The sequence below is a fragment of the Sneathiella sp. genome, assembly GCF_047631475.1.
Lineage (GTDB): Bacteria > Pseudomonadota > Alphaproteobacteria > Sneathiellales > Sneathiellaceae > Sneathiella.
In genome coordinates this window covers 1-14,662 of the sequence record NZ_JBLHZT010000061.1, presented here as the reverse complement: position 1 = coordinate 14,662, position 14,662 = coordinate 1, and the positions used below count along the sequence as shown (strand labels likewise).

The 14,662-nt window shown below is 47.4% G+C and carries 14 protein-coding genes; 9 read left to right on the top strand and 5 right to left on the bottom strand.

The genetic code is table 11. The features are described 5' to 3' along the window. On the bottom strand, window positions 1-1,684 hold a 1,684-nt coding region (gene ggt / locus ACJAYR_RS17080; protein ID WP_415237723.1), incomplete at its 3' end, for a gamma-glutamyltransferase. 177 nt (window positions 1,685-1,861) lie between these two features. Between ggt and ACJAYR_RS17075 the strand changes: the two genes are divergently transcribed. Continuing rightward, the gene (locus tag ACJAYR_RS17075; protein WP_415237722.1) at window positions 1,862-2,857 is read left to right on the top strand and encodes a cupin domain-containing protein; all 996 of its coding nucleotides are present in this window, start codon (window positions 1,862-1,864) and stop codon (window positions 2,855-2,857) included. A gap of 21 nt (window positions 2,858-2,878) precedes the next feature. Here the strand turns inward: ACJAYR_RS17075 and ACJAYR_RS17070 are convergent, their stop codons facing one another. Next, window positions 2,879-3,745: a MurR/RpiR family transcriptional regulator gene (locus tag ACJAYR_RS17070; protein WP_219821737.1), complete on the bottom strand. Its 867-nt coding sequence runs from the start codon at window positions 3,743-3,745 to the stop codon at window positions 2,879-2,881. Window positions 3,746-3,888: 143 nt separating this feature from the next. Between ACJAYR_RS17070 and ACJAYR_RS17065 the strand changes: the two genes are divergently transcribed. The 4 genes from ACJAYR_RS17065 to ACJAYR_RS17050 all read left to right on the top strand — a co-directional run bounded on the left by ACJAYR_RS17065 (window position 3,889) and on the right by ACJAYR_RS17050 (window position 7,590). Continuing rightward, window positions 3,889-4,662: an N-formylglutamate amidohydrolase gene (locus tag ACJAYR_RS17065; RefSeq protein WP_415237721.1), complete on the top strand. Its 774-nt coding sequence runs from the start codon at window positions 3,889-3,891 to the stop codon at window positions 4,660-4,662. After that, window positions 4,662-5,168 (top strand): TRAP transporter small permease subunit, encoded by a 507-nt coding sequence (locus ACJAYR_RS17060; RefSeq protein ID WP_415237720.1) that lies wholly within the window; start codon window positions 4,662-4,664, stop codon window positions 5,166-5,168. Before ACJAYR_RS17065 ends, ACJAYR_RS17060 begins: the two co-directional genes overlap by 1 nt. Continuing rightward, a complete protein-coding gene (locus ACJAYR_RS17055) occupies window positions 5,169-6,491 on the top strand; it encodes a TRAP transporter large permease (RefSeq protein WP_415237719.1) in 1,323 nt (440 codons plus the stop codon). A gap of 64 nt (window positions 6,492-6,555) precedes the next feature. Next, on the top strand, window positions 6,556-7,590 hold the full coding sequence (locus tag ACJAYR_RS17050; RefSeq protein WP_415237718.1) for a TRAP transporter substrate-binding protein: 1,035 nt from the start codon (window positions 6,556-6,558) through the stop codon (window positions 7,588-7,590). 168 nt (window positions 7,591-7,758) lie between these two features. Here the strand turns inward: ACJAYR_RS17050 and ACJAYR_RS17045 are convergent, their stop codons facing one another. After that, window positions 7,759-8,361, bottom strand: a complete 603-nt coding sequence (locus ACJAYR_RS17045; RefSeq protein WP_415237717.1) for a TetR/AcrR family transcriptional regulator — start codon at window positions 8,359-8,361, stop codon at window positions 7,759-7,761. Window positions 8,362-8,573: 212 nt separating this feature from the next. Between ACJAYR_RS17045 and ACJAYR_RS17040 the strand changes: the two genes are divergently transcribed. Together ACJAYR_RS17040 and ACJAYR_RS17035 are read left to right on the top strand one after the other, a co-directional pair. Beyond that, a complete protein-coding gene (locus ACJAYR_RS17040; RefSeq protein ID WP_415237716.1) occupies window positions 8,574-9,140 on the top strand; it encodes a carboxymuconolactone decarboxylase family protein in 567 nt (188 codons plus the stop codon). A gap of 78 nt (window positions 9,141-9,218) precedes the next feature. After that, the gene (locus tag ACJAYR_RS17035) at window positions 9,219-9,767 is read left to right on the top strand and encodes a thioredoxin family protein (RefSeq protein WP_415237715.1); all 549 of its coding nucleotides are present in this window, start codon (window positions 9,219-9,221) and stop codon (window positions 9,765-9,767) included. 99 nt (window positions 9,768-9,866) lie between these two features. Here the strand turns inward: ACJAYR_RS17035 and ACJAYR_RS17030 are convergent, their stop codons facing one another. Further along, window positions 9,867-11,207 (bottom strand): PAS domain-containing protein, encoded by a 1,341-nt coding sequence (locus ACJAYR_RS17030; protein ID WP_415237714.1) that lies wholly within the window; start codon window positions 11,205-11,207, stop codon window positions 9,867-9,869. A 136-nt stretch (window positions 11,208-11,343) separates the two neighbouring features. Then, window positions 11,344-12,660 (bottom strand): DEAD/DEAH box helicase, encoded by a 1,317-nt coding sequence (locus ACJAYR_RS17025; protein ID WP_415237713.1) that lies wholly within the window; start codon window positions 12,658-12,660, stop codon window positions 11,344-11,346. A gap of 222 nt (window positions 12,661-12,882) precedes the next feature. Between ACJAYR_RS17025 and ACJAYR_RS17020 the strand changes: the two genes are divergently transcribed. Further along, window positions 12,883-13,497 (top strand): TetR/AcrR family transcriptional regulator, encoded by a 615-nt coding sequence (locus tag ACJAYR_RS17020; protein ID WP_415237712.1) that lies wholly within the window; start codon window positions 12,883-12,885, stop codon window positions 13,495-13,497. Between the two features lie 131 nt (window positions 13,498-13,628). Further along, on the top strand, window positions 13,629-14,662 hold a 1,034-nt coding region (locus ACJAYR_RS17015), incomplete at its 3' end, for an alpha/beta hydrolase (RefSeq protein WP_415237711.1).

The window sequence follows — 14,662 nt, the reverse complement described above, 5'->3', positions numbered from 1 at the left end:
TCAGGATGGCATGCAATCCAGAGTTTAAATCTTTGACAGCGACTTTGTGACCCTTGGCTTCCAGTTCAGGAACCATTTTCTGTGCATGGGTGTTTTCTTCAATGTCCGTGGTGCCGTTCCGGTTCACAATATGCGGGTAGTTTAACGCTTCTTGCGGATCCATGTTCCAATCGAGAATTCTGATAATAGAATGGGCAACATAATTGATGATGCGGGACCCACCGGGGGAGCCGATAGCAAGAACAGGTTGACCATCCTTCAGGACAATGGTCGGTGCCATAGAGGACCGGGGCCGTTTGTCGCCCTCGACGCGGTTCGCAATGACCTTACCATCTTTTTCAGGGGTCCTTGAGAAATCGGTCAGTTCGTTATTGAGCAAGAAGCCATTGGTCATAACCCGAGAGCCAAAGCCAGTTTCAATGGTTGTCGTTAACGAGACAACATTTCCATATTCGTCGACAATTGAAATGTGGCTGGTGCCGGGCCGCTCCAGTTGTGTGTCTGGAGAGCGTAAAGAGGTCTCCTTCCAAGGGGGCGTTCCGGCCTCTGCCTTGCCCATGGATTTCAGTGGGTCAATCAGAGCCGCGCGACTTTTCAGGTAGGTTGTATCCAGCAGTCCTTCAGGCATTTTCACAAAATCGGAGTCTGCCATATACAGGCCTCTGTCGGCATAAGCGAGCCGGGCAGCTTCCAGATATAAATGGGCGCTTTCCAGTCCGGGGCCCATCTTCGGAAGATCAAAATTGGACAGAATGCTGAGAATTTGACCAACCGTCAGTGCGCCAGATGACGGAGGACCCATGCCACAAACTTCATACTGGCGGTAAGGCGCACAGGCCGGCGTTCTCTCGACGACGGTGTAGTTCTTCAAATCCGCAAGGGTCAAAATACCGCCGTTTACTTCTGTTTTGACAGCCGCAACAATGTCGGCCGCGATTGTTCCTTCATAAAAGACTGTCGCGCCTTCTTTTTGAATGAGGGATATAGTCTTTGCAAATTCTGGATTGCGAAGCAGGTATCCTGCTTTTAACGGCGCTCCCTGTTTATCAAAGAAATAGGCGCGAGTATTTGCAAACGCATCCAACTGACGCTTGCCTTTGCTTTTATCGATCAGTGCTGCAAGGCGCGGTGATACCTGAAAGCCACCATCAGCCAGTTTTCTCGTTGGCTCCAACAGGTCAGTCCATTTCTGATTGCCGTATTTTTGATGGACGGTTTCCATCAGTTTCAAAGTGCCAGGGACGCCCACGGACCGTCCGCCAACGACGGCCTTAAACCAGCTGATTGGCTTGCTATCGTCGCCCATCCAATAATCAGGTGTTGCCGCTGAGGGCGCTTTTTCCCGCCCGTCAAATGTTGTCAGTTTCTGGGCTTTCGCGTCCCAATAAACAAGAAAAGCCCCGCCGCCGATGCCAGAACTTTGAGGTTCCACTAGATTAAGAGCAAATTGAACGGCGACAGCCGCGTCCGCCGCGGTCCCCCCTCGTTCCAAAACTTCATAACCGATTTGAACGGCAATCGGGTTGGCCGCTGAAACCATGAATTTCTTGGCCTTAACAGATTGTTTCTGTGTAAGGGCAGTTGTCGCCTCTGGTTGGATAGCTTCCTGCGCGATCACAGGGGATGCCACCATCGACAGGGTACAAAAGGCTACTAAGATGGTTTTTCGATCGAATATACGCATGTGAAGCCTCATGAGGTAAGAAGTGGAGCGGGAGCCGAAAAAGCGAAAACAAAGTCTGTTTGAAGATATTAGTGCGGAAAAATAAAATGTACAATCTCCGCATCAGTGACGATATTTACAGTGACGATTGTAAATTGATCCGGACTTCGGCAACGCCAGTATTAAGGGGAAAGACCAGTGGGACTCCGATTTATCTTTATGCTTACGCGCGATGATAAAACCGTGACAGACGCCCGGCTTCATTTGCAAACGGCGCTTAATGAAGGGATCCATCATATCGGGTTCAAGGATGTCGGGCTGCCCTTTAACGAATTAAAAACGTTGAATGAAGACATTAAGGCAGGGGGCGCAACAAGTTATCTTGAAGTTGTCTCACTGGATAAATCCAGCGAAATAAGATCGGCAAAAGCGGCGCTGGAAATTGGGGTCGATATTTTGCTGGGTGGGACCCATGTGGACGATGTCCTGCCGCTGTTGCAAGGTAGCGAGATCCAATATTTTCCCTTTCCGGGGAAAATCGTTGGGCATCCCAGCGTATTAGAAGGCACTATTGAAGAGATTTCCGAGGATGCCCGGCGGCTGGCACAAAAGGATGGGGTGGACGGCCTTGACCTGCTGGCCTATCGATCAGGCGAAAATGTTCAAAAGCTGATGACGGCGGTTTGTAAAGCAACGGATAAACCGGTGATAATGGCAGGCTCCATTGATAATCGCGGCCGTATTCAAGATATTAAAGATGCTGGTGGGGCTGGCTTTACGATCGGTACCGCTGCGTTAAATGATCAGTATAGTCATGAGCCGGGACTGGAAAAACAACTTCGCGCCATTATGAAGGATGTCGCAAAAACCAACGATCATATCTCTCCGTTTCGAAAACAGAGCCTTGCTCAATCTTTTAGTGCGGCGGCGGCAGCTTCATCAGATGTGATCGAGGGGCGATTGAACGATATGCGGGTCAGGTTGGAGCGTATAGAGCATGAGGGAAACTGGTCTTATCATCCGTCGATGGATGAAATGATATTTGTACATAAGGGGACGTTGACAATGAAATTCCGTGATAGGGATGAAACTGTCGGGGAGGGAGAGTTCATCATTATCCCTCAAGGTGTTGAATATTGTCCGGTCCCAAAAACGGAGAGCTGTGACGTTATGATGTTAGGGGCGAGAGACTGACCGGTTGTAACGGCAGCACCCTCAGGTGAATTTTCTAAAAAAGCGGGTGCGATCGAACATATCTTCCAGTGTTTCCATTCTTTTGCGCGTTTGCGACCAGTTTCTTTCCTGAACCTCCGCGATGATAATTTCCATCATCAATAAAGAAGTGACAGAACTATCCCAGGCAGAGGGAACAGCAATCTGATTGCTGAATAAAACATCCGCAATTCCGGCGACCGGTGAATGCCATTGATCTGTGAAAAGAATGATGCGGGCCCCTTTTTCGGACACCATCTCTGCCAGTTTTTGGGTGCTGGTTTCATATCGGCGGACATCGAAGATGACAACAACATCCCCTTCCTTGATATCCAGTAAATAATGTGCCCAGGCGTTAGAGCTGGAACTGATATGGATAACCTTTTCCCGAATGACCTGCATATGCAGGAAGAAATAGTCCGCGAGGGTTCGAGTGATCCGGCCACCGACAATATAAACTGTATTGTCCGTATCGGATAAATATTCACAGCAACGGTTAAAAGCCTCGAGATCGATCTGATTAAGAGATTGCCGGATATTTCCGATCACGGCATCTGTGAACCGATTGATGATATGTTCATCAGGTGCTTTATTCGCCCAGATGTCGCGTTTTCTGATCGGGCCGGAAATTTTTGCATCCAGTTCCTGTCTGAGGGACGCTTGAAACTCTGGAAATCCGGTATATCCGAGCTTCTGAACCAGACGCGCAACGGTTGGAGTAGACACTTTTGCAGCTTCCGCCAGCGTTGTAATAGTTCCCAGACCGGAGACAGGATAGTTTTTCAGAATAATATCAGCAAGTTGGCGTTCGGCCCGGGTAAGGGACCCTGATTGATTTTGCAGTCGATCCGCGATTGTTTGTTGTGACACTCTTTTTGTCCTCCACCCTGAAGAGATATCCATTTTTAGAGGCAAAGTGAATAAATTGTTTCAGAAAAGAAAATAACATTGTATTGTCTTCTGAAGAAAATATTACATTTTTATGAGTTACGGTGTCTACACGGATGTTAAAAGTGGACGAAAGTCTAGAGGAAGTTCCCGCCGCCAGAATAACCAATCAAGGGGCTGAAAATCCTGTCATGCTAGTATGTGAGCATGCTTCTCCTTTTATCCCGGCGGCATATGATCGCTTGGGTTTGACACAAGAAGAGGCGCTCAGTCATATTGCGTGGGATCCTGGCGCACTCAAAACGTCTCTTGCGCTGTCCGAGTTGCTGAAGGCACCGCTTGTCAGTTCGAATTATTCTCGGTTGTTATACGATTGCAATCGTCCGCCGGAAGCGCCGGACTCAACCCCGGAAAAAAGTGAAACGATTACGGTTCCCGGTAATCAGAACTTAACCGCGCGTCAACGAGAAGAACGTGCAAACATGTTCTATTATCCATTTTGTGACGCGGTTTCAAACGTTCGAAATTCTTTTGCGATCCCGCCCGTTGTTATCACGATACATAGCTTTACCCCCATATATTTTGGCGAAAAGCGTCAGGTAGAACTGGGTATTCTTCATGATGAAGATGTTGAATTGGCACACGCACTTCTGGCTGAGGGTGAGAAACGGTCTTCTTTGGATGTCCGCCTGAACGAGCCGTATCAGGCGTCAGATGGTGTGACCCATACATTGCAGAAGCAGGCAACGGCATTCGGGCTGAAAAATGTGATGCTTGAAATCCGGAACGATCTTGTTTCAAATGATGAAAAATGCCAGAAAATGGCAGAAAAACTGGATACTTTAATCCGGGCGGCGTTGAGCCATCTGGATATTAATTTACAGGTAAAGGGGGCGTAATGCCGGGATTTATCCGCTCATACGTTCGAATAGTGGATGCCATCAACAGGCGCATTGGTCGCGTGATGATGTATGGTATTTTTGTAATGGTCGGTATTTTTATCTGGTCATCTGTGTCCAAGACATTTTTCCTTCCCTCACTTTGGACGCTGGAAATGGCTCAGTTCGCCATGGTCGCCTACTACATTATGGGCGGGCCATATTCCATTCAGCTGGGATCGAATGTGCGGATGGACCTGTTTTATGGTGAATGGTCTTACAAGAGAAAAGCGCAGGTTGATGCAATCACGATCTTCATTCTGATCTTCTATCTTGGTGTTTTGCTGTATGGCGCAATCGATAGCACGACATATTCTTTACAATATAGCGAGCGCAGCCCAACGGCGTGGAGACCTTATCTCTGGCCGATCAAGATTATTATGTGTTTCGGGATTTTTATGATGTTGCTTCAGGCGTTTTCGGAATTTTTCAAGGACATTGCGCGTATGCGCGGGGAGGAACTCTAGATGTCCTACGAAATGATTGCGATTTTTATGTTCGCCTCCATGATGGTTATGCTGCTGACGGGGCAGCGGGTTTTCGGCGCTATTGGCGCGGTTGCAGCTATTGCAGCCCTCACCCTTTGGGGAACGGGCGGATCGGATATTCCGTTCTCGGCGGCCATGAAACTTATGAAATGGTACCCTCTGCTGACATTGCCCATGTTTATTTTCATGGGTTATATTTTATCAGAATCCAAAATTGCCGATGACCTTTATAAAATGTTCCATGTCTGGATGGGGCCGGTCAGTGGTGGTTTGGCAATCGGAACTATCGGTTTGATGGTCTTGATTTCTGCGATGAACGGTTTATCCGTTGCCGGTATGGCCATTGGTGCGACGATTGCGCTGCCAGAGCTGTTACGTCGAGGCTATGATAAAAAAATGGTTACAGGTGTGGTTCAGGCCGGATCGTCTTTGGGGATCCTCGTGCCGCCGTCAGTTGTTCTCGTGCTTTATGCCATGATTTCCCGCCAACCGGTTGGTCAGCTGTGGCTCGCAGGTATTATCCCCGGGCTGTTGATGGCCTTTTTCTTCATTGCCTATATCTATATCCGCTGCAAGTTAAACCCGGAATTAGGGCCAACATTGCCGAAAGAAGAACGCAATGTTCCCATGAGGGAAAAGTTGCGGTTGCTTCAGGCGGGCCTTCTGCCGATCGTTATTTTCGCGGCCATGATGATCCCGTTTGTGAATGGCTGGACATCACTGGTTGAAAGCTCGGCCATCGGTGCCATGACAGCCTTCATTGCAGCTGTTGTCAAACGTCGGATGACAAAACAGGTTTTCGAAACGTCCGTGCGTCAAACGCTTGCGATTTCGTGCATGTTCATGTGGATCATTCTTGCCGCCCTTGGATTTGGCGCGGTTTTCGACGGGCTTGGTGCTGTTCGGGCAATCAGTGGCTTCTTTACCGAGCAATTGGGTCTCGATCCATGGATGATCCTGATTATAATGCAGGTCAGTTTTCTGGTCATGGGAACGTTTTTGGACGATACTGCGATGCTGGTTATCGTTGCGCCACTCTATGTGCCGCTTGTCAGTGTGCTAGGATTTGACCTCATTTGGTATGGCGTCTTATATACGATCACAACCCAGATTGCGTATATGACCCCCCCCTTTGGATACAACCTGTTCCTGATGCGTGCTATGGCCCCACCAGAAATCAGTTTGAAAGATATTTACGGTTCCATCCTGCCGTTTGTGTGTGTGATGGTGTTTGCTTTGATCGTGATAATGGTATTTCCTGATATTGCGCTCTGGCTACCAGAAACGGTGTATGGAAAATAGAGAGAGTCTTAAAAGAGACCGATAACGACGATAAGCCAAATATGGAATTTACTAGGAGGTAGAGATGACAACACGGCGTAATTTTATTAAAGGTGCAGCAGTTGCCGCACCGGCAGCGGCGTTCGCAGCACCTGCGATTGCCCAATCAAAAATCAAGTGGCGGATGCAGACATATGCAGGGGCAGCCCTTGCAGAGCATGTAATCAAACCAGCCATCGACAGCTTTAACAAAATTGCTGGCGATGAAATGGAAATTGAATTGTATTTTGCGGATCAGATTGTTCCTACGGGCGAATTGTTCCGTGCCATGCAAAAAGGCACAATTGACGCTGTTCAGTCTGACGATGATTCAATGGCATCCCCAACCGAAGTTACTGTATTCGGTGGTTATTTCCCATTTGCATCACGCTATTCTTTGGACGTGCCGGTTCTGTTCAATCAGTACGGTCTGAATGAAATCTGGGATGCTGAATATTCTAAAGTTGGTGTGAAGCACATTTCTGCTGGCGCATGGGATCCATGTCATTTTGCGACGAAAGATCCGATCAACAGCCTCGCTGACCTGAAAGGCAAGCGCGTCTTTACATTCCCAACAGCGGGTCGCTTCCTGTCACAGTTCGGCGTTGTTCCAGTGACCCTTCCATGGGAAGATATTGAAGTTGCTGTTCAGACGGGTGAACTGGATGGTATCGCATGGTCCGGTATCACCGAAGATTATACTGTTGGTTGGGCTGATGTAACGAACTACTTCCTGACAAACAATATTTCTGGTGCTTGGGCGGGATCCTTCTTTGCCAATATGGACCGTTATAATGAGCTTCCAGCCCATCTTCAGGAACTTCTGAAAGTATGTATGGACCAAAGCCATTATTACCGTCAGTGGTGGTACTGGGGCGGTGAAGCCAACCTGCGTGTGAACGGCACCAAAATGAAACTGACAAGCATTCCAGATGAAGAATGGGCAACTGTTGAAGCTGCTGCGTTTAAGTTCTGGGATGAAATCGCAGCTGAGTCTGAAACAAAGGCCAAAGTTGTGAATATTTTCAAACAGTATAACGCTGATATGCAAAAAGCGGGTCGCCCATACCGCTATGGTTAAGCGTTTCCAGCAAAACAATGAAAAAGCGCCAGTTTTCTGGCGCTTTTTTTGTTTGCCCAACGTGTAACAGTCTGCCGTTTTAACCAATTAGCGGAGAGTGCGCAGGGTTGGCGGAAATGTATTTATTCTTTGCGTGGTAAACGTAACATTCGCAGGAATGCTTCACTGTCAATTTGACAATGGCTTAGGTTCTGAAATCAGTTTTAGAGCATCCTGCTTGATCGCTCTTAGCCCTGCCTCGTCATAGACACCGCGCGCCAGAACACGTAACCCGACAACAAGAGACAACAGCGATTTTGCGGTTGTATGGGCCTCCACATGTGATGGAATAACATTCTGTCTTTGGCCTTTTTTGATCATGCGTTCAAAAAATTTGACGAAATCATCAAGGGCGGCATTCACCATATCCCGGATATCGTCACTATGGTTTGGCAGATCCAATGCCGTATTGACCAAAAAGCATCCTTTATGGGCATCGTCTGCCAGACTTTGCGCGATTAAGTCATCGAACAGGGTTTCAATTGCGTCATGGGGATTTTCGTAGGCTTCAAGTGCTGCTATGGACGCCTGACGATTATCACGGTCGTACTTGAGTAACGCCCGCGTAAAGAGATCCTTTTTGCTGCCAAAAGCGTTATAAAGGCTGCCTTTGTTAATTCCCATGCTTTTGGTCAGGTCAGTAATCGAGGTCGCCTCATAGCCTTTCGACCAGAATACAAATTGCGCGCGATCTACCGCGTCATCAAGATCAAAAGACTTTTCCCAAGGCATTTGTTTCGCACCAAAAAGTTTGTTTTACCTTTTCAAGATATAGAAGTTTTATACCAACTGTTCAAGACTTTCGCGGTTTGGACGGATGTTGGGAAAATAAATTGAAATCGAAAACATTTTTCTGTTGAACGATCGGTATAGACTTCCTAAATGAGTTTATACCGATCGTTATAAACATGCTGAGCTGACGCTCTCACAACAGGAGATTACGTATGACTGATTTTAAAACGCACACAATTGAAACCGCCCCGGCCGCTGCTAAACCATCCCTTGAAAAAGCGAACAAAGCATATGGTTTTGTGCCCAATCTTTTGGGGACGATGGCGACGGCGCCAGCTATTCTTGATGGATATCTTGCACTAGCCGATATTTTTGGCAAAACAGATCTCAGCGAAACAGAACGTCAGATCATTCTGATGACGAACAATCGCCTGAACGGATGTGAATATTGCATGGCGGCTCATACGTCGATCTCACAGATGGTGAACGTACCAACAGATGTCATTGAGGCGCTGAGAAATGACACGCCAATTTCAAACCCGAAACTTGAAGCCCTGCGCGAGTTTACAACTGTCATTAATCAGACACGCGGCTGGCCGACACGTGATGATGTCAGTGCTTTCCTAGCCGCAGGATACACTGAGCAGTCAGTGCTTGAAGTTATTCTTGGTACAAGCTTGAAGGTCATGTCAAACTACACAAACCATATCGCTGAAACAAAGTTGGATGATGCTTTTGCGCCAAACGCCTGGGTTTCTCAGTCTCGGGACGCGGCCTGATTTTTTTGCCCGCCTGCTTTCACGAATAGAGGGCAGGTGGGCAATGATCTGGTTCGGAACAAACGAAAAGGATACGATATGCTGCTTGATACACCTGTCTGCGATTTTGGCTGGAAAGCACCGGATTTTGCCTTGAAGGATCCTGATGGCGCTGAATTCAGGATGACAGAGCAAATGGGCGAGAAAGGCTTGCTGGTGGCTTTCATCTGCAACCACTGCCCCTATGTGCAGGCAATTGCGGAACGGTTTGCGTCAGATGCTCGTATCTTGATGGAAGAAGGTATCAATGTTCTGGCTGTGATGTCGAACGACTACCGGTATGTACCTGCTGACCAGCCATCCAACATGAAACGATTTGCAGAACAGTATCGCTTTTCCTTTCCCTATCTGGTCGATGAGGGGCAGGCCGTCGGCCGACAATATGGCGCCGTGTGTACGCCTGATTTTTTCGGTTTTAATAAAGAAGGTACCCTTCAATATCGCGGGCGGCTGGATGATGCTGCGCGCGGTGAGGGGCGGGCCCGTATCCCGGAGCTTCTGAATGCCATGCGGCAGATTGGGGAAACAGGTAAGGGGCCGCAGGTCCAGGTTCCAAGTATGGGGTGCTCTATCAAATGGGCTGATTGATCATATCGGATATTTAAGAACGTTCTCTTCACAACATGTGTACCAGGATTAATCCCTGTTTTTCTTTTTTTGGATGCCTTTGTTCTGTCAAACGCACACTCAGTGGATGTTTAAAGCGGGATCCTGTTTTCGATAATCCGTCATATCTTGCAGCAATCCATAAATCATCTTTGGTTGCCCGATACGATTGAGAAGAATACTGCCATAACTGGTCACATATCGGATGGTGCCATCTGAATGTTGTATTCGGTAATCAAAAGAAAAGGATTGCCCGGTATTTACACATTTTTCCTGATTGGCCAGCAAAGAGTCCCGATCATCCGGGTGGATGCATTTTTTAAAGGCTGAAAAGCTTGGGACGGTATCTTTCGTTAAGCCATAAATGTCAAAAATTGCGTCAGACCATTTTTCTTCGTTTGTTTCGAAATTAAGTTCCCAATATCCAATTTTTGCAACTTTATGGGCGTTCAGAAGGTTGATGTTATTTTGCTTGATCGCATTGAAGATTTTTTCTTGCGTTTGAAGTTCATTTGCCAGCTGTTCGATTATACTTTCGACCCACAGGAGCATGATCGCATTAGCACTATTTAAACCGGTTTTCTGAGATCTGGGCTGTAGGGATCTTTGCGGCTGATAAGGGGTGAGTTCCAATGGGTCCGACTGAATTGGTCGTTTTTTTATAACAGGCTGCCAAACCGATCTGACAATTAATAACAGGATAAAAGAGAGAAGCAGGCCTGCACCAACGAGCCCGGCAATATAAATCTGGAGGCTCTTCTCCCGTTCTTGATTTGCCAGAATTGTCTGCTCGGTTCTTTCGTTTATCAGACGAAAAAACTGGTCTATTGGTTTCATTATTTTGGATTTTTGGGTCAGGTATTCCCGGCCATTTAAAAGGGTGTTGGCCAAAACCGGGTCTGGTTCTTTTTTGACAACCAGATTGCCATGAGCATCTGCAAAATATCCCTTCATTGCTGCAAAGGCTATTTTTTCCAAACGGATCAGATGCTCCGAATGTTTTTCAGCCAGCAATAACAACTCTGTCTCGCGTGTTGTAAGTTCTAAGTTTTTCACCAATGATAAGAGCGAAGTTGATTGGCCTTGTGTATCCAGAACAGCATCACCGCTCATAATGAAGTCCCAATAAACAGTATCATAATTTTCAGGACGCGGGGCCTTGCCGTCTCGAATGTCCAGGATTTTATAAAAATAGGCTTCATATCGAGGATCATTGGTTGCAACATACAGACGCGCCATTTGAGTAAGGTTGTCTGAACTGCGTCGTAATTGATGAGCAATTTCTATTGCTTCAGCGCGATGCAATGCCAATTCTCTGATTGTGATGGCATTCTTCGCGCTAACGCTTATGGCGAGAATTGTCGCAATCAGAAAAAGGCAAAGTATCCCAAATAATATAACAGCCCATATTTTGCGTGACATATAGCCGACATTCCAAAATCAAAACCTATTGTAGAATATATTATTGGTCAATAATGTTAAAGCTTAAACCACCGATAGTATAAATCGAATTGTCATGCAATTTGTCGGATTGCGGGTGAGATTCCAAGCCCTTGGGCTAGGTTGCTCGGGGTTTGTGCCGGTTGGGGCGTCTCGTGGTATTATTACCCCCGTTTGATCGGCCATTTTCGGGGCGGCGACTTCTGGACCTTTGATTTTTCGGTTTTGAACTCTTTGCAGGGCTAGAATTGGCTGTCGAGGAATGATCAGCGTGAAAGGGCTGATCGGTGGATTGTGGAATGGATTGTTTGGTAATCTTCTCGATGGCCTTAAGGTAATCCAATTCATCGTGATCGCAGAAGGTAATTGAGATGCCGGTCATCCCGGCGCGCGCCGTCCGGCCTATACGGTGCACGTAATTGTCCGCATCATTGGGGACATCGTAATTGATGACATGGGTCACATTATCAACGTCGATCCCTCGTGCTGCAACATCCGTAGCCACTAGAACCCTGATATCGCCATTTTTGAAACTCTCAAGTGCCTTTTGTCGCGTATTCTGCGACTTGTTACCATGGATAGCACTACAGTCAATGTTCAGCTTTTCAAGGAAACGGGTCAGCCGGTTGGCACCGTGTTTTGTTCGGGTAAATACAAGAACCCGCTCCATCTTTTGATCTTTTAGCAGATGTTGTAAAAGAGGGCGCTTGTTGTCCTTTGATACCATTAAAACCGTTTGGCTGACTTTTTCCGCTGTTGTTGCGGACGGGGCAATGTTAATGCGGACCGGGTCTTTCAAGATACCGGCGGCCAGTTTCTCAACTTCTTTGGCCATTGTGGCAGAAAAAAGCAGGGTCTGTCGCTTTTTGGGAAGTTGGGCAACGATCTTGCGAATATCGTGAATAAAACCCATGTCGAGCATTCTGTCCGCTTCATCTAAAACAAAATAGTCAACTTTGCCCAACCAGATGTAATCATCTGAAAACAAGTCCAGCAGGCGGCCGGGCGTCGCAACAACAATGTCGACGCCTCTGGAAAGGGCTTTGATCTGTGGCTTGGCTGAGGCACCGCCATAAACAAGGGTTGTCCGTAACGAAACATGTTCCGCATATTTACGCACATTTTCGGCGATTTGTACGGCCAGTTCGCGTGTTGGGGCAAGGATCAGGGCGCGGGTGGTTTTCCCGACATATTCCTGATGTTCAGATATGATTTTGTGGATAATCGGAAGTGAAAAGGCGGCCGTTTTACCTGTGCCGGTTTGGGCAATCCCGATAAGATCCTTTCCCTGCTGAATTGCGGGGATCCCTTTTTGTTGAATGGGCGTCATTTCCGCATACCCCTGCTCTTCAACAGCGCGCAGGATAGAGGGGTCCAGATCAAGGTCAGCAAACAGGCGAGACGGATCGGTTTTCTGTACTTCATTTTTTGTCATGGATGCCGGTTACCTGTCTTTTGAAGGGAAGTCAATTAAACTCGCATGACATCACAGTTGGAAAAGGGAGCGGTAACACCGTTACTGGGCCAGGCCGGAAGTGTTAGAGGGGGATTGCATACTATTTGGCTCGCTGGGGTAGTCACTTGATTGAATACGCTTTATTGTCGATTGTCATCTGCGCTTTGAACAGCCGGATGTTTCTTCGCCCAGAGGAATAATATGAAAAAGACCAAGACCGCTGATAAAATTAAAATCGCTGCACAAACTTTATTCGCAGATAAAGGAATTGAAGCTGTCAGCGTGCGAGAGATTGTTCATGCGGCGGGTCAAAAAAATATGGCCTCTTTGCATTACTATTTCAAAACGAAAGAAGCGCTTGTCAAAGAGCTCCTCCTTGATGCCTCCAAAGCAATGGAGGATGAACGGACGGTATTGCTCGATCAATTGGAAAAGCAGGGAGGTCCTGCCACTTTGATCGAGGTTCTCAACATCTTCATTAAATGTGCTGTTGTTTCCGGCGATGATCCTCGCAATTTAAGCAATGTGAGATTGTTTTTGCTGGCCTCTAAAGAAGAGCCCAAACTTGTATCAGAAGCGATTAAAGCCCATTCCGGTGGTGCTTTCTTCCGGTGTCTTGATTACATGCGCAACTTCATGCAGCATCTGGAGCCAGATGTCATCGAAATGCGTCTGTCCTTGATGCAGGTATATGTGTTCCATAGCCTGTCCATTCGGGAAATGGCGCTGACAAATCATCGGCAACCCGCTTTATGGGAGGGAGACCGCCTTTTGGAAGAACTTGTTATAACTACAGAGGGGTTGTTGTTGGCCTGACCGAAGTGTTTAAGGCAATTGACTTAAAAAAAACTCGGGTTAATCTCGGTAGATCATAAAAAAATAATAATGGGGCGGTGCAAACGCCCGACCAATGAAGCCGAAACGGCGCTCAATATGGAGGGGTGGAAATGTCGTTGCCACAAGTGCTTAAAGTCCCGTATTTCCTGTATAAACGGTTTCTATTAATGAAAGCGAGCGATGCTTACTGGAAACGAAAGATTGGATCGGGCGCATTGTGTATCGATGGTCGAACTCTTGATCCCCGGGCGCAGGCGCTGATTGAGTTGCAGGGTGAGTTTGGCGTTCCTGCGTCACAGTGGACGGTGCCCATGTTGCGCGGTGGATACAACAAATCCATGGAACTTTTTGATGGTCCCAAGCATCCCCTTGAAAAAGTGGAAGATATTTCCCTTTCTTTGCCTGAACGCGAGATAAATGGGCGTCTGTATGATCCAAATCCCGGTATTCAACAGCGTCCGGGCCTTGTTTATTTCCACGGTGGCGGGTTTGTCATTGGCGGCCTTGAAAGCCATGATCGGTTTTGCCGGAAAATTGCATTGGAAACCAGAAATCCAGTTATAGCTGTAGACTATCGCCTGGGGCCTGAGCATAAATTCCCGGCTCCGCAATTTGATGCTCTGGACAGTTGGAAATGGGTACAGGCGCATGCTGAAACTCTTGGTTTGGATGCGTCAAAAATCTCAGTTGCAGGGGACAGTGCCGGGGCTGCGCTCGCGTTACTCGTCACCAGTGAGGCGTCAAATGGGGAATTGGGGCATATCCCGGTGGCGACTGCGTTAGTGTACCCGCCGATGATGAATACCCCAAAAACGGTCTCCCGGGACGTTCTGGCAAAAGAAAATATCGTTTTAACACAAGAGTTACTAGACTGGTTTTCCAGTCATTTTGACGTTCAAACCAAAAATGGTCAGGAGAGGCTTTTGTCGCCGATGGATCACGCCATCTCAGGGAAAATAAATCCCACCTGGATCCGTGTATGCGGCTTTGATCCTCTTCGGGACGATGGGCAATTGGTCGCAAATCAATTGGAGAAGCTGGGAGCCCTCATAGACTTCGCTGAATTTGAAGATCTCTATCACGGTTTTATTGGTGCGTCCGCGATCCTTAAAGATGTCGACGCGATGATTGCGGATCTGGCCAG